Origin of the sequence: Rhodovastum atsumiense, from assembly GCF_937425535.1 — a bacterium.
GTDB lineage: Bacteria > Pseudomonadota > Alphaproteobacteria > Acetobacterales > Acetobacteraceae > Rhodovastum > Rhodovastum atsumiense.
The window spans coordinates 2,461,690-2,483,091 of the sequence record NZ_OW485601.1 but is presented as its reverse complement, the minus strand read 5'-3'; the positions used below and the strand labels follow the sequence as shown (position 1 = coordinate 2,483,091).

The window sequence follows — 21,402 nt, the reverse complement described above, 5'->3', positions numbered from 1 at the left end:
CAGGCGACGCCGGTTCACAGGTATCCCCTTATCAGGGGCGTGCAAGTCCCTGTTCGGACTGCGCGGCCGACTTCACCGCGCGCGAGAGCGTGTCGGCATTGGCGTACGGCAGCGGCAGGTAGCGCGCGCCCATCTCGGCCGCGAGCTTCGCCGCCAGCGGCTGCGGCCGCGGCGAGGTGTCGACCAGCAGCACGGTGATCCGCTCCGCCCGCAGCACCCGGGCCGCGGTCATGGCGTCGGCCTCGGCGCGGGGACGGTCGGGCTTGCCGTCGCGGGCGATATTGGCGCGGCCGTCGGTCATGAAGATCACCACCGGGGTCTGGCCCTTGCGGCGCACCGCGTCAGCCAGCGTCAGCGCCGCGTCGATCGCCGCCGCCACCGGCGTGCCGCCGCCCCCCGGCAACGCCGCCAGGCTGCGCTTGGCCCGCACCAGCGAATTGGTGGGCGGCAGCAGCAGCTCGGCCGCGGTGCCGCGGAAGGCCAGCAACGCCACCTTGTCACGCCGCACGTAGCAATCGGCCAGCAGCAGGTTGACCGCGCCCTTTGCCTCGCCCAGCCGGTGCAGCGCCGCCGAACCGGAGGCGTCCACCACGAAGATCGTGGTGGTCTCGGTGCGCTGCTTGAAGCGGTTGACGCGGAAATCGTCGCGCCGCACCTCGACCCGCTTCGGGCCGTGCGCCGGCCGTTGCGCGGCGGCGGCGGCCGCGGCGGCCTCGCGCCGGCGCAGCGACTGCCAGGGGGCGGCGACGCGCAGCGTCTCCACCAGGTTCAGCCGCGCGCCGGTGCGCGGATCGCCCGCCCGCGTGCCGATCGGCCGGCCACGCTGCTGCGACAGCTTGAGCTGGCCGGCCTTGCCCGAAGAGGGCGAGCGCGCGCGGTTGGAACCGTTCATCTTGAGCTGCGACAGCAACCCGGCCGGAATCGCCGCCTTGGCGGCGGCGAGTACCAGTTCCTGCAGTTCCTGCTCCTGCAGCGGCTCGGCCTTCTCCTGCTCCTCGTTCTGCTCGTCGCTCTGCTCGGGCGGCGGCGGTTCGGGGGGCGGCGGCTCCTGCTCGGGATCGGCCGGCAAGATCGTCGCGCGCGGCCCCAGCACCAGCCTCGCAGCGACACGGGCATCCTCTTCCCCGACCTCGGGTCGCCCGCCCAACGCCGCCGCCGCACGGGCGACCCGCAAGGCCAGGATCGGAGCCCGAATGGAATCGATGCCGAGCGCCATCGCGGTGGAACAGAGCGCCTCGGTCACCTTGTCCGGGGCCGTCACGCCCGGCAGCCGCGCCCGCGCCGCGGCGATGGTGGCGGCAGTCAGCGGCGGGCGGGCGGCGTCCTCCACCCGGATGCCGGTGAAATCGAGATGGAAAGCCAGGCGGTCCAGCAGCGCCGCGGGGGGACGCTCGTCGGGCGACATGCCCTCGTCGAGGGCCACCACGCCGAAGGCCGTGCGCAGCCGCATCGCGATGCCGTCACGCTCGACCAGCACCTCCCCGGCATCCAGCACGGCCGCGAGCCTCGCGGCGATGCCGCCCGGCATGCGTTCGGCGGTGGCAACCATCACCACGCCACCATCCGCCTCGGCCAGCAGGCCCCGCTCGGCGATCGGGCGACCGGCACGCAAGGTGGCAGCCAGGTCCAGGCCACCAAGCAGGCGGCCATCGGTGACATGCACCGGCAGACGGCGCACCGGGGCGCCTTCCGGCAAATATTCACGCACCAGGGCGATCCAGCGCTCGCGCACCGGCCCCGTGAGCGAGCGCAAAGACACACCGCCAACACCGGCAGGGTCCAGGGCGAACAACGCCGCCGCCAACACCACGTCCTCCCAGGGGGACGGGGCGACAACGGACGGGGATGAAGGGGCGCTCATGTCCACGACGACCACCACAGGAAGAAAGGCCAGGGCTCTGCCCTGGACCCGGCAGGGGCCACAAGGCCCCTGCACCCCACTCGTTAGGCGCCGAACTGCTCTTGCAGGGCTCGCTCGACCCGGGTGGTCGCAACCGTCTCGTCGAGCGGATTGCGACGCAGACGATGCCGCAGCGCGGCCGGAGCGACACGACGCAGATGCACGTCGCCGACCACCTTGTCGCCTTCCAGCGCCGCCACCGCACGAGCAGCCCGCACCAGGGTCAGCTCACCACGCAGGCCATCGGTGCCGAGCGCCATGCACAGCTTGGCAGCACGCTCAAGCGTGGCATCGGGCACCTGCACATCGGCGATCCGGTTGCGCGCGGCGACGATGCGGCGACGGATGCGCTCGTCTTCCTTTTTCCAGTGCGCGGTGAAGCCTTCCGGATCGCGTTCGAACGCATCGCGGCGACGCACCACCTCGATGCGCGTGGGCAGGTCCTCGGGCGTGCGCACCTCGACCGACAGGCCGAAACGGTCGAGCAATTGCGGGCGCAGTTCGCCTTCTTCCGGATTACCGCTGCCGATCAACACGAAGCGGGCGGGATGGCGCACCGACAACCCTTCGCGCTCCACCACGTTTTCGCCGGACGCCGCGACGTCGAGCAGCAGATCGACCAGATGATCCTCGAGCAGATTCACTTCGTCGATGTAAAGGAAACCGCGATTGGCGCGCGCCAGCAGGCCCGGCTCGAACGCCTTCACGCCATCGGCGAGCGCGCGCTCCAGGTCCAGCGCCCCCACCACGCGATCCTCGGTGGCGCCCAGCGGCAGGTCGATGACGGGGACCGGCACCTGCGCGCTCTTGGCGGTGCCGCCATGGTCACGCCGCGCCTTGCAGTCCTCGCACAGGCCGCGCTCGCCGGCGGGATCACAGCCATAGCGGCAGCCCACCACGACCTTCATCTTCGGCAGCAGCGCCGCGAGCGCGCGCACCGTCGTGGATTTGCCGGTGCCGCGATCGCCGAAGGCGAGCACGCCGCCGACGGAGGCATCAACGGCTGCGACCAGGAGGGCGAGCTTCATCTCCTCCTGGCCGACGATCGCGGAGAATGGAAACGTAAGAGCCACGGTCATGCCACCCTGCGAAGCCCGGGTCGCCCGGCGAGCAGCCGCTTCGGCTTTGCAGATCGTGTTCCGGGGTCCGGGTGGCACCTGTCGCGGACAGTGCGCCGCGCGACCCACAGTCGAGCCGGCACGGCACCGCTTGCGCCCTCATCCGCCGCCCTGCCACCCTCCGGCCCCGGCTCGGCCCCCCAGCGCTCGTCCTGGGCGACCTCGGCCACTTGGAAGGTGAAGACGAGGAGAGTGTCGGCCCCGAATGATTGCGACGACATGGCACGATGTCGGCGCAACGTCCGCCCGGCGGTCACCGGCCCATGGCGACCGCCGGACGGCGCAGGCCAGTCGGTAGGCCTCAGGCCTTCGGCGCGAAGGCGCCGCACCAGCCGGTCGGGGAGATGTCACCGGCGATGATGGCGCAGGACTTCGGGGCCTGCCAGTGCAGACACTTGTCGCACTGCTGGTCGCCCTTCGGCTTGTCCTGATACATCACGATCGACTTCTCAAGCTTCTGCTGAGCCTTCGCCTCGGTGGCGGCGACGGCGGCGCCAGCCGTCAGAACCGCAACGCCAGCCTGCAGCATGGAGCGGCGAGAAGCCACCATCTTGCAATCTTTGCTCACGTTTAGTCACTCCTCTCTCGTCGGCAGTCGGAGACTTAACGTTTCTGTAAAGTCTTGGCAACGCCTGGACCGAATATCATTCCACCTCCGTCCCGTGACGGAGGTGGAATGCACGGGGAGACCATGCCCAATGGCCTCCGATCCGGACCCTGCGTGCAGGTGCGACCCGTTGGCTCAGGCCGCCCGCTTCAGGCTGAACTGCGACCAGATCTCCGAGAGCGACTGCACCAGATGGTCGATGTCGGCATCGCTGTGCAGCGGCGAGGGCGTGATGCGCAGGCGCTCGGTGCCGCGCGGCACGGTCGGATAGTTGATCGGCTGCACATAGATTCCGTAATTGTCGAGCAGCAGGTCGGTAATCTGCTTGGCCACCACCGGGTCGCGCACCATCACCGGCACGATGTGGCTCGGGTTCTCCAGGTGCGGCACGCCCACCTCGTCGAGCCGGCGGCGCACGGTGCGCACCCGCTCCTGGTGCCGCTCGCGCTCGGCCTGGCTGTTCTTGAGGTAACGGATGCTGGCGATGGCGCCAGCCGCCACCACCGGCGGCAGCGAGGTGGTGAAGATGAAGCCCGAGGCGAAGCTGCGCACGAAGTCGCACATGGCGGCCGAGCCGGCGATGTAGCCGCCACCGACGCCATACGCCTTGCCGAGCGTGCCCTCGATCACCGTCAGCCGGTGCGCGACGCCGTCACGCTCCGAGACGCCGCCGCCACGCTTGCCGTACATGCCGACCGCGTGCACTTCGTCCAGATAGGTCATGGCGTGGTGACGATCGGCCACGTCGCACAGTTCCGCGATCGGGGCAATGTCGCCATCCATCGAATAGACGGACTCGAAGGCCACCAGCTTCGGCCGGTCCGGGTCGAGCGAGGCCAGCTTGCGATCCAGGTCTTCCGGGTCGTTGTGACGGAAGATCATCTTCTCGGCACGGCTGTGGCGCACGCCCTCGATCATCGAGGCATGGTTCAGCTCGTCGGAGAGGATCACGCAGCCCGGCAGCCGGGCGCCCAGCGTGGCCAGCGATGCCCAGTTGGACATGTAGCCGGAATTGAACAGCAGCGCTGCCTCGGTGCCGTGCAGGTCGGCCAGTTCGCGCTCCAGCAGGACGTGGTAGTGGTTGGTGCCGGAAATGTTGCGCGTGCCGCCCGCACCCGCACCGCACTTGTCCAGCGCCTCGTGCATCGCCGCGAGCACCTGCGGCTGCTGGCCCATGCCGAGATAGTCGTTGGAGCACCACACCGTGACCGTCTGGGTCCCGCGCTCGCGATGATGCGTCGCGCGGGGGAAATCACCGCGATGGCGCTCAAGGTTGGCGAACACGCGATAGCGACCCTCCTTGCGGAGGCCGTCTAGCTGCTTATTGAAGATGGCATCGTAGTTCATCCGAGGCCTCCGTTGGGCTTCTTCCCGTTCGCACTTGCGTGATGCTACTCGATACTATTGCCGTATCAAGTATTCGCCGGGGTTAATTTCCGTTCATACCGTCGTTTCCGAGGCGCATGCATCAAATGCCATCTGCAGACGATGCTGATCCACGCGGCGCCCGATGGCGACCACGCGGGCCTCTTCTCCCTCTCGCGCCGCGAATGCGGCCATGCTTGGGCGGCCGCCCGCGACATCGAACCTGATCCAGCCGTCGCGGGTGCGGGCGATCCCTTTCACCCGCTCGACCTCGCCGAAGGCACCACCCGCCGTCGCCTCCAGCACTTCGTCCAACAACGCCGGATCACATGTGCCGGAGAGCACCATGCTCCACGACGTCATGCCCAGGGCTGCCGGCACATGCGCATGCACATGTGCTTCCGCCAGTCTGCCGTGTCCGCCATGGCCATGCGGGGCGTGCGCCGTCTCGTCCGCCTCCGAAGCCCCTGCATCCGTCTCGTCCCGGTGTGGGTCCGCCGCCAGCGCATCCAGAGCGCCGGGACGCACGGCCCCATAGGTCGCGGGCACGACGAGCGCAAGCGGATTCAGGCCATGCAGAGTATGTTCGATCGCACGCAGCTCAGCCGCCGAGACAAGATCGGCCTTGTTGATGACAACCGCATGCGCAAGTTGCACCTGCGCATCGAGCAGCGCATGCATCCTGCCGTAGTCTCGCAGGAACGAGCCGGCATCGACCACCGTGCTGACGCGCAAGGTCTTCACGCAGGCGCGGAGATCACGCCCGTGCAGCACGCCGAGCAACGCGGCGAGATCGGCGACCCCGCTCGGCTCGATCAGCACGCGTGCGGGGCGATAGCGCGCGATCATCGACAGCAGTTGCGCGGACAGGTCCTTGCGCAGCGAGCAGCAGATGCATCCGTTCGGCAGTTCCACCACCTCCGCGCCCCGCCCCCGCAGCAGCGTGGCATCAACGCCGAGGGCGCCGAAATCGTTGACCAGCACCACGGTGCGCTGCGCCGGGTTGGCCTGGTCGAGCAGCCGGCGCATGAAGGTCGTCTTGCCCGCGCCAAGGAAGCCCGCAACGATCTCGATATCGCATTCATGCGCGGCCGGGCGCGAGCGCAGCCCCCAGGCCCACAGCGCCGCCGAGGGGATCGGCAGCACCAGCAACCAGTGTTCCAGGATCGCGAGCGCCAGCATCGCGCCCACGCTCATGTTGCCGGTGACCGTGAAGCCGTCCGCCCCCACGGCGAAGGCCCGCTGGAACACCACCACCGCCGCCACGGTGGACAGCGTGATGGAGAACGGGAACAGCAGGTTCATCGGCTTCTTGGTGAAGAAGCTCTTGAGGAAGGCGACGTGGTCGGGGATGAACTCCTCGTTGAGGTTGCGCACCCCGAGGAAGACATTCAGCTTGGCGCTCTGGTGCATCCACCACAGCACCACGAAGATCCATAGCCCGACCTGGTTCGGCTGCTCCCAGGTCAGCGCCCCCACCACCGCTGCCAGCGCCAGGATCGCCAGTTCGTGCCAGAGGCTCGCCATGATGGCGTGGCCGAAATGGCGCCAACCGGAGCAACCGTCGGCGCAGGTCTCCTTGCGCGGCCCGGTGACGTATCCCAGGTAGAAGCTGACCTCGATCCAGCTCCAGGCGAGCAGCCCATAGGTGAAGGCGGCATAGGCGCCGCCGACGCTGACGTCCCCGCTGCTGTACCACACGCCGTACAGCGAGAACGCCAGCACCAGCGTCGAACCGAGCATCGTCCAGCGATGCGTCCGCCGCGGCAGCCCGTCGAGATAGATCACCACCCCGGTGCTGAACCACCAGACGAACAAGGCATGCAGCGCTGGTGAGAGATATTGCGACATCGGCGCGACGCTGAACCTTGTGAAGGAGCTACCAGGCGGCGGCGAGACGGGTCTGCGCAGGCAATTCGTTGCGCCTGGCAGGAATGAGATAGAGGCGGCCAATGGTGGCCGCCGCAGCGGCGAGCAGGCCGGCCTGCTTCACCCGCCCGACGACACCGCCCTGCGCCTTCGCCGCCGAGAGCGCGCGGGTGATGCGGAACAGCCGGTCGAGGCCACTGCGGAAGGCCGGCGCATCGATATCGAGCGTCAGCGGGAACACCTGCCGGCTGATCTCCGAGCAGACGCGGAAGACGCGATAATCATAGTCGGTGGGATCGATGCCGAGCGCGGCATGGAAGTCCGGCCTGGCATGGTCGCGCACATACATCGTTGTGTACACGGCCAGCAGGAAGAACTTGATCCACAGTTTGTTGAGCCCCGTCAACAGATGCGGGTTGGCGCGCATGACCAGCGCGAAAGCCTCGCCGTGACGGAACTCGTCCTGGCACCAGTTCTCGAACCACTTGAAGATCGGATGGAAGCGCCGCTCCGGGTGACGTTCGAGATGGCGGTAGATGGTGATGTAGCGGGCGTAGCCGATCTTCTCCGACAGGTACACCGCGTAGAAGATGAATTTCGGCTGGAAATAGGTGTATTTCTTCGCGCGCGCCAGGAAACCGAGATCGACGCCGACGCCGAAATCCTTCAGCGTGTCATTGATGAATCCGGCATGCCGCGCCTCGTCACGGCTCATGTAGCCGAACCAGTCGCGGATCTCCGGATTGTGGATGCGCTTCCTGATCTCTGCGTACAGCACGCAGCCCGAGAATTCGGCGGTCACCGAGCTGACCAGGAATTCCAGGAATTCCGCGCGCAGCCCCGGCGACAGGGTCGAGAGATCGACGTCGAATTCGGGAGTGCGGATGAAATGGCCCTTGTTGGTGTCGCGCCGGAACTCGGCCATCAGCTCGTCCCACTCGGCCCGGACGGGACTGATATCAAGGCGGTCCATCGCCGCGAAATCGGTGGTGTAGAAGCGCGGGGTCAGGATCGTGTCCTGGCGCGCCTGGTGTGTGGTTTCGTTCAGTGCCGGACGGAACGCGGCTGCGTCCATCGCATTATCTCCCCCGTTGGAATCCCACTTCGTAAAGCTCCGTCAGCTCGAAGGGGGCGCGGATCTTCGTCCACAGCCTCCCGAGCCATGACGCGCGCACGACCGTGGCGCGGCATTGCAGCGACACGCGGTCGCCGAAGCGGATGTCGGTGGGAATGCCATGCACGATCACGCTGTCACCCGGACGGATCTCGATCCCGTCGGGGATGGCGTGGGCATGCAGGCTTTCGGGGGTTTGTTCGATCTCGACCGTACAGGTCACGTCGACGGTCCGACGGCCGAAGATCATGGTGTGGCGCTCCTCCCGGAGAGCAGGCGTCCAAAGGCCTGCACATTGCTGGAGCCGAAGGCTTCCAGATCGACGCGGCGACCGGTGGCGACATCCTCGAGCGTCAGCCGTCCGTCCGCCCATCGGGTCAGGCGGAACGGCGCGACCGCGCCGAGATCGTCGCGCTTACGCTCGCGCGCCAGTCCGCGCAGCGTGGCGCGGGTAAATCCGTTGGTGCCGGGTGCGAGCACCTCGACGGTGCTGCCATCCTCGGCACTGATCACGACGATGCTGCCATCGGGCCGGTCCTCGAACCGCAGATCGCGGGAGGCAACCGGCGCGGCGGTCGGCGCGAAGACTTCCGTGCTGCCGCTGAGACGCGTCGCCGCGGCAAGGGTGATGGTGAAGGCAATGAGCAGACCCGCCCCGATCAGGACGCCACGAGGGATCGGACGGTTGTGGAACGGATCACTCATCGGGGTCGGTCGTCCTCAGGCCGCGGATGCGGCAGGCGAAGCCGGGGAATCGGGATCGGACACGGGGGTACGGGTCGCCATATCATCGGACAGGGCGCGGGCCAGCAACGCGGCGACCTTGTCGGCGTCAGGGATGCTGCGCAGCATCGGCTCGGCCCGGCGCAGGCGCCACGGCCGCACATGCGGCCAGAGCAGCACCCAGGGGACGCTGTCATCAGCCATCAGGGTCAGCGGAATGTCGCCGGTCCCATCACGCCGCCGGCGCAGCCCGGCCGCCTTGATACGACGGAACGGCAGGTTGATGGAGCCCGGGAAGGCCACGCCGACCCGCAGCACCACGCGCCGGTTGGTGATCGTATAGGTGGTGCTTCGTGCGATCGCCCAGGCGAAGGCCGAGAACAAGCCGATCGCGGTCGCGGCCACCAGCACCAGCCAGAACGCGGCTGCCACGACGTCGTCAGCCGGCACGCCGTCGTTGATGTTGGAAGCCACCTGCCAGGTCAGCAGCAGCGCGAAATAGAGCGCGATCTTGCGGACATGGAAACCCCACCTGGCCAGGGCGCCCCAACGGGGCGCCCCTTGCCAGAGGATCTTCTCACCGTCCGGGAGGCGCTCCGGGAGGCCCCGAACCGGCTTGTCCTCTTGCTCGTTCAAGCCAGCGGTTCCTGACGGGCGGGGACCGCATAGAGGTGACCACCGGCGTAGTAGCCGGCAATCTTGTCCTCTTCGAGCAGCGTGATGACATCGGGGTTCTTGATCGCCGGAACGCCGGCGAACTGCGCCGCGGTGATCGAGGCCACGGTCACGCGCTGCGCGGTGTCGTCGACCACGGCCAGGCGCGCCGGCAGGATCACGGTGCGACCGTCATTCAGCTTGACGTCGTAGTAGTAGACCTGCGGTTCGGCGCGATCGACCCACGCCTCGGTAATCTTGCCGGCCACGACGCCATCGGTGGCAACGACCGGATAGCCGCGCGGATCCGGATCCTCCGGGTCGAGCGAGAACTCGGGCGCGGCGCGCAGCGGCACCAGGCGGGGCTCGCCTTCCCAGGTGGTGTCGGGCTCGTCGGCGCGATCGGCATAGGAAGCCGGGCCGACCGCGTCACGCAGCGGATCGCCGGTCGGAACCGCCGGCGCGCCCTCGGCCGGGTCGGTCTTGCTGAGCGCCAGCGTGCGGGCCTTCTCGGCGCGCGGCAGGGTCAGGGTGCTGCCGTCCTGCAGCAGGTAGGTCTTCGGCTCCGGCGTCGCCGGGAACAGGCCATGGGTGGTCTCGCCGCCCTCGGCCAGAAGCGGATAGCCTTCACGCTTGTCCTCGCGCCGCAGGTAGACGACCAGCCCCGCGAAGAAGAGGATGAACGCCCACAGCGTGAGCTGTGCGACGTCGAAATAGGCAGTAATTGCGCCGGTTTGCATGTGCTTACCTCGGCTGAACAGTGGGAAGAAGTACGGCTCAGGTGGTCAGTTCCAGCGTCGGCACGCGCTGCTTCGCGGGGCGGACGAGCGGAGCGAGTGCGACGAGAGTGGCAACGAGCATGACGATCTCGATGCCGTAGACGACGCCGTATCCCGTCACCGGGACGGCGAGAGAAGGCCCGAATACGCCCTGTTCCGCAAGCGCCGAGACAATGTCCCGGACGACGCCGCCGAGGGCGATCGCCGCACCGGCGGCGAAGGCCTGCACGGCACCCCAGGTGCCGAGCGCAAGGCCGGTCAGACCGCCCTGCGCCTGCCCCATCGCCGCCGACAGCGTGCCGACGATGAACAGGGCACTGCCGAAGCCGATCAGCGCCGTGCCCAGGCCGAACGGGATGGCCGAATAGAGCCGGGCCGCCGACAGCACGCAACTGAAGGCCACGATCCCGCCGAGCACCCCGATGGCGGCCAGCCGGTACGGCGGCATGCCACGGTTGAGCAGCCGCGCCGACAAGGCGAAGCCGCACAGGCCGCCCACCGCGAGCAGCGCGGTCAGGATGGTGGTGGTGCCGACCGCCAGGTGCAGGATCTGGCCGCCGAAGGGTTCGAGCAGCACGTCCTGCGCCTGGAAGCCGAAGGTGCCCAGGCCGACCACGACCAGGGCACGGACCGACTTCGCCTCGTGCATGAAGACCGACCAGGCCTCACGGAAGGCCGGCGGCTTCGGCGCGCTTTTGTTGTTGAGCTGGTAGGCGGGGTTGCGCGCCTCCTGCTTCCACAACGCGATGAAGTTCAGGAACATGGTGACCACGGCCGCGGCCTGGATCACCTGGATCAGCCGGAACGGGCTGAAATCGTGCAGGGCGATGCCGAAGGCAACGGCGCTGACCACCATGCCCACCAGCAGCATGCCGCAGAGCAGCGTGACCACCTGCGGATGCTTGTCCTGCGGCGCGATGTCGGTGGCGAGCGCGAGGCCGATGGTCTGCACCGTGTGCAGGCCCGCGCCGACCAGCAGGAAGGCCAGGGCCGCCGCTGCCTGCCCGAAGATCGGCGGCGCGGTGGTATCACCCGAGAGCAGCATCAGCGAGAACGGCATGATCGCCAGCCCGCCGAACTGCAGCAGCGTGCCTTTCCACAAATAGGGCAGGCGCCGCCAGCCCAGCACCGAACGGTGCGTATCCGACTTGAAGCCGATCACCGCCCGGTACGGGGCCAGGATCAGCGGCAGCGAGATCATCACCGCCACCAGCCAGGCCGGCACGCCGAGTTCCACGATCATCACGCGGTTCAGGGTGCCGATCACCAGCACCACCGCCATGCCGACCGTCACCTGGAACAGCGACAGGCGCAGCAGACGGCCGAGCGGCAACTCGGCGGAGGCGGCATCGGCGAAGGGCAGGAAAGCGGGATTGATCCGCCCCCAGTTCCTCGCGAAGGACAACCTGCTCATCGGGGCACGAGCTCCAGGGCCTGGGACGTGTAGAAGCCTCGCACGATGCGGCGGGTCCGCCCGGCCTGCCAGGCCGACAGGGCGGGATTGCCGTCGATCAGCCGCAGCAAGGTCTTCTCGGCTACCGGCTCGATCGCCGGGGCCCGGTCGCTGCGGGGAAAAAACTTTCCTGCCGCGTGCATGGCCGCCAGCAGGATGGTCCGCGGCGCAAAGGTAAACACCACCGAATGCCTGGTCCGGTCGGCCAGGGTTGCCAGAACGTTGACGATGTCCGGAGCGTGGTAATGGATCAGGCTGTCCATGGCGACCACGTGGTCGAAGGACCCGAGCGCGGGGTCGAGCATGTCGCCGACCTTGAACTCCACCGTGCCGTCGCCGGTTTGCCCTTCGGCCCGTTCACGCGCCATGTCGACGAGGCTTGCCGCGACGTCGATCGCCACTACATGAGCCCCACGGCGCGCCGCCTCGACCGCGAGCGCGCCGGTGCCGCAGCCGGCATCCAGCAGCCGCCGCCCGTGCAGATCGGCCGGCAGCCAGTCGAGCAGGGTGGCGCGCATCTCCTCGCGCCCGGCGCGGACGGTGGCCCGGATGCCGGAAACCGGCGCATCCGAGGTCAGGCGCTTCCACGCTTCCGACGCGGTGCGGTCGAAATAGGTGGTGAGCTGGCCGCGCCGCTCCTGGTAGGTGGTGGAGGGCATCAATCGAATCCCAGCAGGTCGAAGATCTGGCGGTCCTTCAGCGGCGTCGCGATCGTCGGCGGCGTGCCGGCCCAAAGCGTCGCGGCGAGCTGCAGGTATTCCTGCTGCACCCGCTCCACTTCCGGGGTCGGCTCCATCTCGAACAGCGTGGCCTTCTTCAGCCGCGAGCGACGCACCACGTCCAGATGCGGGATGCGGGCGACCGTACGCAGCCCGACCGCCTCGTTGAACTTGTCGATCTGGTCGGTGGCGTCCGAGCGGTTGGCGATGACGCCGCCGAGCCGCACCTCGTAGTTCTTCGACTTCGCCTGGATCGCCGCGACGATGCGGTTCATGGCGAAGATCGAATCGAAGTCGTTGGCGGTGACGATCAGCGCGCGCTGGGCGTGCTGCAGCGGGGCCGCGAAGCCGCCGCACACCACGTCGCCGAGCACGTCGAAGATCACCACGTCGGTGTCTTCCAGCAGGTGGTGCTCCTTCAGCAGCTTCACCGTCTGCCCGACGACATAGCCGCCGCAGCCGGTGCCCGCCGGCGGGCCGCCCGCCTCGACGCACATCACCCCGTTATAGCCCTCGTAGACGAAATCCTCGGGGCGCAGTTCCTCGGGGTGGAAATTCACCTGCTCCAGCACGTCGATGACGGTGGGCACCAGGCACTTGGTCAGAGTGAAGGTGCTGTCGTGCTTGGGATCGCAGCCGATCTGCAGCACGCGCTTGCCAAGCTTGCTGAAGGCGACCGAGAGGTTGGACGAGGTCGTGCTCTTGCCGATGCCGCCCTTGCCATAGATGGCGAAGACCTTGGCCGTGCCGATCTGCAGGGTCGGGTCCATCTGGACCTGGACGCTGCCTTCGCCGTCCGGGCGGGAGGGCGTCGCGCCGCCGCCGCGGATCAATGTCGTGATCGTCATGCCGCCACCCCCACGTTTATGCCTTCGAGCTTGTCCTCGAGCTCTTCGCCGGCGCGGCGCAGGCTCTCCATCGTCGCCTCGTCCGGTGTCCAGTAATTGCGCTCGCTCGCCTCGATCAGCCGGTTGGCGATCTTGGCCGAGGCGGTCGGGTTCAGGGCGGCCATGCGCTCGCGCATCTCAGGGTCGAGCACGTAGGTCTGCGCCAGTTGCTGGTACACCCACGGTGCCACCTGCCCGGTGGTCGCCGACCAGCCCATGGTGTTGGTCACGTGCGCCTCGATCTGCCGCACGCCTTCATACCCGTGCGCCAGCAGCGCCTCGTACCATTTCGGGTTCAGCGCGCGGGTGCGGGTTTCCAGCGCCACCTGCTCGGAGAGCGTGCGCACCGTGCCCTCGCCGCGGGTCTGGTCGCCGATATAGACCGAGGTCGCGCCGCCGCGCGCCCGCCGCACCGCGCCGGTGATGCCGCCGAGCGTGTCGAAGTAGTTGTCGATGGTGGTGACGCCCAGCTCCACCGAGTCGAGGTTCTGGTAGGTGACGTCGACGCTGTTGAGCATGTGCGCCAGCACCTTGTCGCTGCGCGCCGGCCGCCCCGATACGCCGTAGGCGAAGCCCTTGCGCTTGATGAAGGCGTCGGCCAGCTCGTCCTCGTCGTTCCAGGCGCCGTTCTCCAGCATCTGGTTGACATTGGCGCCATAGGCGCCGTCGGCGTTGCCGAACACGCGCAGCGCGGCTTCCTCGATCGTGCCGCCATTCGTCGCCTGGAAGGCCAGCGCGTGCTTGCGGATGAAGTTTTGCTCGATCGACTCGTCCGCCTGCGCGGCCAGCAGCGCCGCCTCGGCGAGCAGCTTGGTCTGCATCGGCAGCAAGTCGCGGAAGATGCCCGAGAGCGTGATGATGGCATCGACGCGCGGCCGGCCCAGCTGTTCCAGCGGCACCAGCTGCGCCCCGGCGAGCCGCCCGTAGCTGTCATGCCGCGGCTCGGCGCCCATCAGCCAGAGCGCCTGCGCGATCGGCCCGCCCTCGGTCTTGATGTTGTCGGTGCCCCACAGCACCATCGCCACCGTCTCCGGCAGGCCGTTGCCGTCGGCGACATGGCGCGCCAGCAGGCGTTCGGCCTGGCGTGCCCCGTCCTTGACCGCGAAGGCGCTGGGGATGCGGAACGGGTCGAAGCCGTGCAGGTTGCGTCCGGTCGGCAGGATCTCCGTCGTGCGCAGCAGGTCCCCACCCACCACCGGACGGATATAGCCGCCATCCAGCGCATGCAGGATCGCCGGCAGCTCGTGGTCGGTGGCCATCAGCGCGTCGAGCTCGGCGCGGCGCACCGGATCGGTGACCCCGGCCGCTTCCAGCATCTCGGCCCGCTCCGCCGGGGTGGGCGGCGTGCCCACCACGTGCAGCCCGTGCGGGATCAGCGTGTATTCCAGCTCCAGCAGCGCCTGGCCGAGCTTTTCGATCTCCGGCGCGGCATCGGCGCCCCAGACCGGCTCGGCCGCGGCCAGTTCCACCTGCACCGCCTGCGCATGCACCAGCGCGGCCAGCGAGGCGCGCTGCTCCGGATCGGTGTCGGGATCGAGCTGGCGCCAGCGGTCCAGCGAGGCCTTCAGGTCGAGCAGGCCACGATACAGCCCGGCATGGGCGATCGGCGGCGTCAGGTAGCTGATCAGCGTGGCCCCGGCGCGGCGCTTGGCCAGCATGCCCTCGGACGGATTGTTCGAGGCATACAGGTAAAGGTTTGGCAGCGTGCCGATCAGCCGGTCGGGCCAGCAGGTGCCGGACAGGCCGGCCTGCTTGCCCGGCATGAACTCCAGCGCCCCATGCGTGCCGTAATGCAGCACCGCATGCGCGCCGAAATCCTCGCTAAGCCAGTGGTAGAACGCGACGAAGGCATGGGTCGGGGCGAAGCCGCCCTCGAACATCAGCCGCATCGGGTCGCCCTCGTAGCCGAAGGCGGGCTGGACGCCGACGAAGATGTTCCCGAAGCGCTCGCCCAGGATGAAGATGTCGCGGCCGTCGGTGTTGTGACGGCCCGGCGCCGGGCCCCAGGCGGCCTCGACGTCACGCAGCCAAGGGGTGCGGCGGACATGCGTGTCCGGATCGACCTTGGCGGCGACATTGGCCGGCATGCCGTAGCGCGCGGCATTGCCTTCCAGCAGGCGGGCGCGCAGCGCGTCCACGCTCTCCGGCACCTCGACCTGGTAGCCGGCCGCCGCCAGCGCGCGCAGCGTGTTGTGCAGCGATTCGAACACCGCCAGGTACGCCGCGGTGCCGACCGTGCCGGCATTGGGCGGGAAGTTGAACAACACGATCGCCACTTTGCGCTCGGCCCGCGCCGCCCGCCGCATCGCCACGATCCGGGCGACCCGGCCCGCCAGCGCCGCTGCGCGCTCCGCATCCGCGCTCATGTTGCGCGTGCAGTTCTTGCGGTCGGTGCGGGCGCAGGCGTTGCAGCGGGCATTGTCACCCGGCACGCCGCAACGGCCGCCGAAGGTCATCGGCAGGATCGCGCCGTCCAGCTCGGGGATCGCCACCATCATGGTGGCCTCGACCGGCATCAGCCCGCGCGGATCGGCCTGCCACTGCTCCAGCGTCTGGAACTCCACCGGATGCGCCGCGACATAGGGCACGTCCAGCTTCGCCAGCAGCGCCTCGGCCGAACGGGCATCGTTGTAGGCGGGGCCACCAACCAGGGAGAAGCCGGTCAGCGAGATCACGGCATCGACGGTGGCGACGCCGTCGCGCATGAAGAAGCGCTCGACCGCCGGCCGTGCATCCAGCCCCGAGGCGAAGGCGGGGATCACCCGCAGCCCCTTCGCCTCCAGTGCCGCGATCACGCCGTCATAGTGGCCGGCATTGCCGGCCAGCACGTACGAGCGCAGCACCAGCAGACCGACTGTGCCCGCCTTGCCCCCGGCCGGCAGGTGATCGATGCGGTCGGTGATCCGGCCCTTGGCCGCGGGGTGGTAGACGCCGATATCGGGATAATCGACCGGAGCGGCGGCGCGCAGCCTGCCGCGCAGGCCCTCGCGCGGGCCGGCGGCGTAGCGGTCCACCAGCAGGCGGATCATGTTGGCCATGTTCTCTTCCGAACCGGCCAGCCAGTACTGCAGCGACAGGAAATAGGCACGCACGTCCTGCGCCGTGCCGGGGATGAAGCGCAGCAGCTTGGGCAGCTGGCGCAGCATCTTCATCTGGCCCTGGCCGCTGGTGCCGCCTTCGGAGGAAGGCTTGCCGCGCAGGCGCTTCAGCCATTCCAGCGCGCCCAGCGCCTCGCCGGACATGTTGAACCGGCCGACGCGCGTCAGCCGCACGATCTCGGCCGCCGACAGCAGGCCGATCATGGCGTCGCACTGCTCGCGCCGCGCCTTCAGCGCCGGCAGCACCGCGCGCACATGCTCGTCGAGGAAGAGCATGGCGGCGATGATGATGTCGCCGCGGGCGATGTCGTCGAGACAGGCCTGCAGCACCACCGGGTCGTTCGCCCATTCATCGGCGGCGTGCACGACCAGGTGCAGACCCGGCAGCTCGGCCCGCAGGGCTGTCACCGCCCGCTCCGCGGCCCCCGTGAGATGGCTGTCCATCGTCACGACGACGACGCGGACCGGCGTGTTGTCAGCGGGCGTAGTGCGCTTTCGCATCGTACAGGGTCTCGACGGTGATCAGTGACACACCACGTTCCTGCGCGAAGCGCTCGGTGTTACGGCGAGCCTTGCCACGCACGAAGAACGGGATCTTCTGCAATTCACGCTCGGCATCGGGCGCCCAGGAGGGCGGTCCGCCGGGCGGGCTCGCGGCTGCCGGCGTGGCCGCGACCGCGACCGCCGGCGCGGGAGAAGGCATGGGCGGGGACTCAGCCCGGCGCTCGACGGCGCCGCCGAGATGCGACGGCGCGGCGGCGTCGTGGAACTCGAAATCTTCGCGGAACATCGTCAGCAGATGCTCCTCGAGCCCCATCATCAGCGGGTGGACCCAGGTGTCGAACAGGACGTTGGCGCCTTCGAAGCCCATCACCGGCGCGTAGCGGGCCGGAAAGTCCTGCACGTGAACCGGCGCCGAGATCACCGCGCAGGGCACGCCCAGGCGCTTGGCGGTATGGCGCTCCATCTGGGTGCCCAGCACCAGCTCGGGATGGGCTTCCGCAATCTTCGCCTCGACCTCGAGATAGTCGTCGGTGATCAGCGGCTCGACATCGTAGCGCTTGGCCGCCTCGCGCAGGTCGCGGGCGAATTCGCGGCTGTAGGTGCCCAGGCCTACCACCTGGAAGCCCAGTTCCTCGCTGGCGACGCGGGCCGCGGCGATGGCGTGCATGGCGTCGCCGAAGATGAACACCCGCTTGCCGGTCAGATAAGTGGAGTCGACCGAACGCGAGTACCAAGGCAGGCGCGACGGGATCTCGGCCAGGATGGGCTCGGGATCGGTGCCGGCCAGCGCCGCCACCTCGCGCGCGAAGTCGCAGGTACCGCCGATGCCGATCGGCACCGCCTTGACGGCGGGCTGGCCGAAGCTGCGGTGCAGCCAGGACGCGGCGATGCCGGCGATCTCCGGATACAGCACGACGTTGAAATCGGCCTCGCCCAGTCGCGCCAGGTCGGCGGGGGTGGCGCCGAGCGGGGCCACCACGTTGACGTCGACGCCGAGCCGCCCGAGCAGGTGGGTGATCTCCTGCACGTCGTCGCGGTGGCGGAAGCCGAGCGCGGTCGGCCCGAGCAGGTTGGCCCGCGCCCGTTCGCCCGGCGCGCGCGCCGGCCGCTTCGTGCCGGGCGGCGGCACCTTCGCGCCGGCGAAGGCGCGCACCAGCTGATAGAAGGTTTCGGCCGCGCCCCAGTTTTCCTTGCGCTGGTAGGACGGCAGTTCCAGCGGCACCACCGGCACCGGCAGGCCGGTGGCACGGGCGAGCCCCGCCGGGTCGTCCTGGATCAGTTCGGCGGTGCAGGACGCACCGACCAGCAGGGCCTGCGGCCGGAAGCGCTCATAGGCCGCGCGCAGCGAGGCCTGGAACAGCCCGGCGGTGTCGCCGCCGAGGTCGCGCGCCTGGAAGGTGGTATAGGTGACCGGCGGCCGTTTCGACCGCCGCTCGATCATGGTGAACAGCAGGTCGGCGTAGGTGTCGCCCTGCGGTGCGTGCAGAACGTAGTGCACCCCCTCCATCGCGGTCGCGACACGCATCGCGCCGACATGAGGAGGACCCTCGTATGTCCAGACCGTGAGCTGCATGATCTCAAACCCGCAGCCGCGTGCGTCGGATCAGCGGCCGCATGAAAAGTTCGGCGAGGTCGGCGGCCTGGTCGTAGCCCTGTACGGGCGTGAACAGCAACTCGATCGACCACTTGGTGGCGATGCCCTCGGCTTCCAGCGGGTTGGCGAGGCCAAGCCCGCAGACCACCAGATCGGGCCGCGCCGCGCGGCAGCGGTCGAGCTGGGCATCGACGTCCTGCCCTTCGCTCAGCGTGATGCCGGCGGGCAGCAGGGCGAGTTCCTCGGCCATGTGCTGACGGTGCAGGTAGGGCGTGCCAACCTCGGTCAGTTCCATGCCCAGCTCGCGTGCGAGGAAGCGCGCCAAAGGCAATTCGAGCTGGGAATCGGGGAAGAAGAAGATCCGCTTGCCGGCTAACTGCGCGCGGGCACGTTCCAGCGCCCCGCGTGCCCGCTGCTCGGCCATCGCGGTGGCGCTGCGGAAGCGCGCGGCATCGATGCCGAAGGCATTGGCCGCCGCCTGCAGCCACAGCGTGGTGCCCTCGACCCCGAGCGGGAAGGGCGCCGGAAGGCGGGTCGCCCCCCGCTTTTCCAGCAGGCGCGCCGTGTCAGACAGGAAAGGTTGCGCCAGCAGCATGCGGGTGTTCGGCCCGACCGCCGGCAGCGCGGTCGCCCGCCGCGGCGGGAAGAACCGGACATCCTCGATGCCCATGGCACCGAGCAGCCGCGTGAGCTGGTCTTCCACAACCTCCGCGAGTGCCCCCACGACCAGCAGCGACGGCGCCGCGTCCGGCGCGTCCACTGGCAGGCTTGGCACCAATGCGGCGAGACAGGCGTCCTCGCCTTGCGTGAAGGTGGTTTCGAGTCCGCTGCCGGAATAGCTGAGTACGCGGACGTCGGGCGCGAACCGTTCCGATAAACGCAGGGCTGCCCTCGACAAATCGAGCTTGATCACCTCTGACGGGCAGCTTCCCACAAGGAATAGAAGCCTAATATCAGGGCGTCGCTCGATCAGGCGGGTGACCACACGATCGAGTTCGGCATTGGCGTCGGCCAGGCCGGCGAGATCACGGTCCTCGATGATCGCGGTGGCGAAACGCGGCTCGGCGAAGATCATCACGCCGGCGGCGGACTGGATCAGGTGGGCGCAGGTACGCGAGCCCACCACCAGGAAGAAGGCGTCCTGGATCTTGCGATGCAACCAGACGATGCCGGTGAGGCCGCAGAAGACCTCATGCTGACCACGTTCACGCAGAACCGGAATCTCGCCGCACCCCCCGGATGCGGTGTCGGGAGAAAGGGCGGCGAGACGGGTCACTTGGCGGCTTCCAGGACGACACCCTCCGCCGCGGTGGCGGCGCCTTCGCGGCGGGCGGCACGCAGTTTCAGGATGAACTGCGTGGCATTGACGACATAGGTGGCATAGGCGGCCAGCGCGATCAGGATCTGCTGCTTCGGTGGCGCGCCGGTGAACAGGGCAACCAGATAGGCGGTGTGCAGCGCCAGCACCAGGAAGCTGAACACGTCTTCCCAGAAGAAAGCCGGCGCCAGCAGGTAGCGCCCGAAGACCTTCTTTTCCCAGATCGCGCCCGTAATCATGATCGTGTAAAGAACCAGCGTCTTCACCACGATCGAGACGGTGGCGGCATAGAGGCCGTTGCCGGTGGCAAGCCAGTAGAGGACGAGGCCCAGACTGACCAGGAAGACCAGGAACTGGACCGGCGCGAGCACGCCCTGCACGATGGTCCAGGCGGATTCATCGCGACGTTTGCGTTCTTCGGGGGTGTAAAGAGGCTCACCCTTGGCTTTCCAGAGGCGTCCGCCGTGGTCGCCGCATCGGCCGGCAGCCGCGGCAAAAGGACAAAAATCCATTGCGTCGACCAAACGGTCCAATACGTTAGAGGTAAACATTGCTTGACAACGTCCTGCCCTCGGCGTCCCGTGGAAACGCAGGTTCGGCGACCCCACCGAAGCTCGCCCGGCGTCCAAAGACATCATTTCCGCCAGACCGAGTGCCGCGGTATCGGCCTCGCTTTCTCCTTGAGCGTAACGCCCATGAGAGGAAGCGTAGATCGCCCACCGCCCAGGTGTCAAGGACACGGAACGTCAACGCGGCTTGACAGTCCCTGCTCAGGATGGTGAATGTGACGGGAGCACAAACCATGATGGCCGAGAGGCACAAGGTCGTGGCGAGCGAAGGCTGGGCGGTTCCTTTCTGCGGTCCGAGTACAAAATGCCAGAAAGTCGCCCGCTGCGATTGGCCGCGGCAGCGATTGACGTTGCTGACCAGCACGATCGAACAGGAGATCGTGCCTCGCCTGGTGCTGGCGCACAACGCCGCCCCGAAACCGGACGCCGTTCCCGTCGGCGACCTGATCGGGGACGAGGATGTCGCCACGCTGGCCCGCCACGCCACCTCCCGCGATCCCAATGCCGCACTGGCCTTTGTCCAATCCGTGCGCGACCGGGGCGTGCCGCTCGAGGGAGTACTCCTGCACTTGCTCGCGCCCGCCGCGCGCCGGCTGGGCGATCTCTGGACGGAAGACCTCTGCGATTTCGCCGACGTCACGATGGGGGTGTGGCGCCTGCAACAAGTGCTGCACGAGCTGGGTGGAACATTCCAGGACGGACTGGCGCAACAGGAGCACAGCCGCCGCGTGCTGCTGGTGCCTGCGCCCGGCGAGCAGCACACCTTTGGCCTGGTCCTGGTCGCCGAGTTCTTCCGCCAGGCCGGCTGGACCGTCTGGAGCGAGCCGCTGGCCTCCAGCAACGACCTGATCGGCATCGTGCGCAGCGAATGGTTCTCGGTGATCGGCTTCTCGCTCAGCTGCGACAGCCGGCTGGAGAGCCTGGCCGCCAGCATCCGCCGCGTGCGCCGCGCCTCCCGCAACCAGGCCGTCGGCATCATGGTCGGCGGCCAGGCATTCGCGCAGAAACCCGACCTGGTCGCCATGGTCGGGGCCGACGCCACGGCCGGGGACGGCCGGCAGGCGGTCTACCAAGCCGAGTCCCTGCTCTCCATGCGGAGGTCAGGCGATTGAACAATAAGACATCACCGGG

18 protein-coding genes are annotated in these 21,402 nt (G+C 68.5%); 1 reads left to right on the top strand and 17 read right to left on the bottom strand.

Annotated features, from left to right (window positions below):
- Window positions 1-31: 31 nt before the first annotated feature.
- The 17 genes from NBY65_RS11380 to bchF all read right to left on the bottom strand — a co-directional run bounded on the left by NBY65_RS11380 (window position 32) and on the right by bchF (window position 20,214).
- Window positions 32-1,861: a magnesium chelatase subunit D gene (locus NBY65_RS11380; protein WP_150040122.1), complete on the bottom strand. Its 1,830-nt coding sequence runs from the start codon at window positions 1,859-1,861 to the stop codon at window positions 32-34.
- A gap of 83 nt (window positions 1,862-1,944) precedes the next feature.
- Window positions 1,945-2,979, bottom strand: coding sequence for a magnesium chelatase ATPase subunit I (gene bchI / locus NBY65_RS11375; protein WP_203330432.1), 1,035 nt, complete (start codon window positions 2,977-2,979; stop codon window positions 1,945-1,947).
- A gap of 340 nt (window positions 2,980-3,319) precedes the next feature.
- Window positions 3,320-3,586 (bottom strand): hypothetical protein, encoded by a 267-nt coding sequence (locus NBY65_RS11370; protein WP_250265662.1) that lies wholly within the window; start codon window positions 3,584-3,586, stop codon window positions 3,320-3,322.
- Between the two features lie 174 nt (window positions 3,587-3,760).
- Window positions 3,761-4,972 (bottom strand): 5-aminolevulinate synthase, encoded by a 1,212-nt coding sequence (hemA, locus tag NBY65_RS11365; RefSeq protein WP_150040124.1) that lies wholly within the window; start codon window positions 4,970-4,972, stop codon window positions 3,761-3,763.
- 93 nt (window positions 4,973-5,065) lie between these two features.
- Entirely contained in the window at window positions 5,066-6,841 is a 1,776-nt protein-coding gene (gene puhE / locus NBY65_RS11360) for a putative photosynthetic complex assembly protein PuhE (RefSeq protein WP_150040125.1), read from the bottom strand.
- A gap of 28 nt (window positions 6,842-6,869) precedes the next feature.
- Entirely contained in the window at window positions 6,870-7,934 is a 1,065-nt protein-coding gene (gene acsF, locus NBY65_RS11355; RefSeq protein WP_150040126.1) for a magnesium-protoporphyrin IX monomethyl ester (oxidative) cyclase, read from the bottom strand.
- Between the two features lie 4 nt (window positions 7,935-7,938).
- Window positions 7,939-8,223, bottom strand: a complete 285-nt coding sequence (locus tag NBY65_RS11350) for a ferrochelatase (RefSeq protein ID WP_150040127.1) — start codon at window positions 8,221-8,223, stop codon at window positions 7,939-7,941.
- A complete protein-coding gene (gene puhC / locus NBY65_RS11345) occupies window positions 8,220-8,678 on the bottom strand; it encodes a photosynthetic complex assembly protein PuhC (RefSeq protein ID WP_150040128.1) in 459 nt (152 codons plus the stop codon). The genes NBY65_RS11350 and puhC overlap by 4 nt, the downstream gene beginning before the upstream one ends.
- Window positions 8,679-8,693: 15 nt before the next feature.
- Window positions 8,694-9,332 carry a photosynthetic complex putative assembly protein PuhB gene (gene puhB, locus NBY65_RS11340; RefSeq protein WP_150040129.1) on the bottom strand — a complete coding sequence of 213 codons (639 nt, stop codon included), beginning with the start codon at window positions 9,330-9,332 and terminating at the stop codon, window positions 8,694-8,696.
- Window positions 9,329-10,090: a photosynthetic reaction center subunit H gene (gene puhA, locus NBY65_RS11335; protein ID WP_150040130.1), complete on the bottom strand. Its 762-nt coding sequence runs from the start codon at window positions 10,088-10,090 to the stop codon at window positions 9,329-9,331. Before puhA ends, puhB begins: the two co-directional genes overlap by 4 nt.
- Before the next feature lie 37 nt (window positions 10,091-10,127).
- Window positions 10,128-11,543 carry a BCD family MFS transporter gene (locus NBY65_RS11330; protein ID WP_150040131.1) on the bottom strand — a complete coding sequence of 472 codons (1,416 nt, stop codon included), beginning with the start codon at window positions 11,541-11,543 and terminating at the stop codon, window positions 10,128-10,130.
- Window positions 11,540-12,241, bottom strand: coding sequence for a magnesium protoporphyrin IX methyltransferase (gene bchM, locus NBY65_RS11325; RefSeq protein ID WP_150040132.1), 702 nt, complete (start codon window positions 12,239-12,241; stop codon window positions 11,540-11,542). The genes NBY65_RS11330 and bchM overlap by 4 nt, the downstream gene beginning before the upstream one ends.
- Window positions 12,241-13,149, bottom strand: a complete 909-nt coding sequence (gene bchL, locus NBY65_RS11320) for a ferredoxin:protochlorophyllide reductase (ATP-dependent) iron-sulfur ATP-binding protein (RefSeq protein ID WP_150040133.1) — start codon at window positions 13,147-13,149, stop codon at window positions 12,241-12,243. Before bchL ends, bchM begins: the two co-directional genes overlap by 1 nt.
- Window positions 13,146-16,787, bottom strand: coding sequence for a magnesium chelatase subunit H (locus NBY65_RS11315; protein WP_150040134.1), 3,642 nt, complete (start codon window positions 16,785-16,787; stop codon window positions 13,146-13,148). The genes bchL and NBY65_RS11315 overlap by 4 nt, the downstream gene beginning before the upstream one ends.
- Window positions 16,762-18,363 (bottom strand): ferredoxin:protochlorophyllide reductase (ATP-dependent) subunit B, encoded by a 1,602-nt coding sequence (bchB, locus tag NBY65_RS11310; protein ID WP_150040135.1) that lies wholly within the window; start codon window positions 18,361-18,363, stop codon window positions 16,762-16,764. The genes NBY65_RS11315 and bchB overlap by 26 nt, the downstream gene beginning before the upstream one ends.
- A gap of 4 nt (window positions 18,364-18,367) precedes the next feature.
- A complete protein-coding gene (locus NBY65_RS11305) occupies window positions 18,368-19,660 on the bottom strand; it encodes a ferredoxin:protochlorophyllide reductase (ATP-dependent) subunit N (protein WP_150040136.1) in 1,293 nt (430 codons plus the stop codon).
- Entirely contained in the window at window positions 19,657-20,214 is a 558-nt protein-coding gene (gene bchF, locus NBY65_RS11300) for a 2-vinyl bacteriochlorophyllide hydratase (protein ID WP_239002733.1), read from the bottom strand. The genes NBY65_RS11305 and bchF overlap by 4 nt, the downstream gene beginning before the upstream one ends.
- Window positions 20,215-20,621: 407 nt before the next feature.
- Here bchF and NBY65_RS11295 point away from each other — a divergent pair, with 407 nt between their 5' ends.
- Complete coding sequence (locus tag NBY65_RS11295) at window positions 20,622-21,383, top strand: cobalamin B12-binding domain-containing protein (protein WP_162530480.1); 762 nt, start codon at window positions 20,622-20,624, stop codon at window positions 21,381-21,383.
- Window positions 21,384-21,402: the final 19 nt, after the last annotated feature.

What these genes read in the sequence shown, in the direction of transcription:
- bchL (WP_150040133.1), bottom strand. Translation starts at nt 13,149, where the DNA reads ATGACGATCACGACATTGATCCGCGGCGGCGGCGCGACGCCCTCCCGC.
- NBY65_RS11380 (WP_150040122.1), bottom strand. Translation starts at nt 1,861, where the DNA reads ATGAGCGCCCCTTCATCCCCGTCCGTTGTCGCCCCGTCCCCCTGGGAG.
- acsF (WP_150040126.1), bottom strand. Translation starts at nt 7,934, where the DNA reads ATGGACGCAGCCGCGTTCCGTCCGGCACTGAACGAAACCACACACCAG.
- NBY65_RS11315 (WP_150040134.1), bottom strand. Translation starts at nt 16,787, where the DNA reads ATGCGAAAGCGCACTACGCCCGCTGACAACACGCCGGTCCGCGTCGTC.
- bchB (WP_150040135.1), bottom strand. Translation starts at nt 18,363, where the DNA reads ATGCAGCTCACGGTCTGGACATACGAGGGTCCTCCTCATGTCGGCGCG.
- puhC (WP_150040128.1), bottom strand. Translation starts at nt 8,678, where the DNA reads ATGAGTGATCCGTTCCACAACCGTCCGATCCCTCGTGGCGTCCTGATC.
- puhE (WP_150040125.1), bottom strand. Translation starts at nt 6,841, where the DNA reads ATGTCGCAATATCTCTCACCAGCGCTGCATGCCTTGTTCGTCTGGTGG.
- bchI (WP_203330432.1), bottom strand. Translation starts at nt 2,979, where the DNA reads ATGACCGTGGCTCTTACGTTTCCATTCTCCGCGATCGTCGGCCAGGAG.
- bchF (WP_239002733.1), bottom strand. Translation starts at nt 20,214, where the DNA reads ATGGATTTTTGTCCTTTTGCCGCGGCTGCCGGCCGATGCGGCGACCAC.
- puhA (WP_150040130.1), bottom strand. Translation starts at nt 10,090, where the DNA reads ATGCAAACCGGCGCAATTACTGCCTATTTCGACGTCGCACAGCTCACG.
- NBY65_RS11350 (WP_150040127.1), bottom strand. Translation starts at nt 8,223, where the DNA reads ATGATCTTCGGCCGTCGGACCGTCGACGTGACCTGTACGGTCGAGATC.
- NBY65_RS11330 (WP_150040131.1), bottom strand. Translation starts at nt 11,543, where the DNA reads ATGAGCAGGTTGTCCTTCGCGAGGAACTGGGGGCGGATCAATCCCGCT.
- bchM (WP_150040132.1), bottom strand. Translation starts at nt 12,241, where the DNA reads ATGCCCTCCACCACCTACCAGGAGCGGCGCGGCCAGCTCACCACCTAT.
- hemA (WP_150040124.1), bottom strand. Translation starts at nt 4,972, where the DNA reads ATGAACTACGATGCCATCTTCAATAAGCAGCTAGACGGCCTCCGCAAG.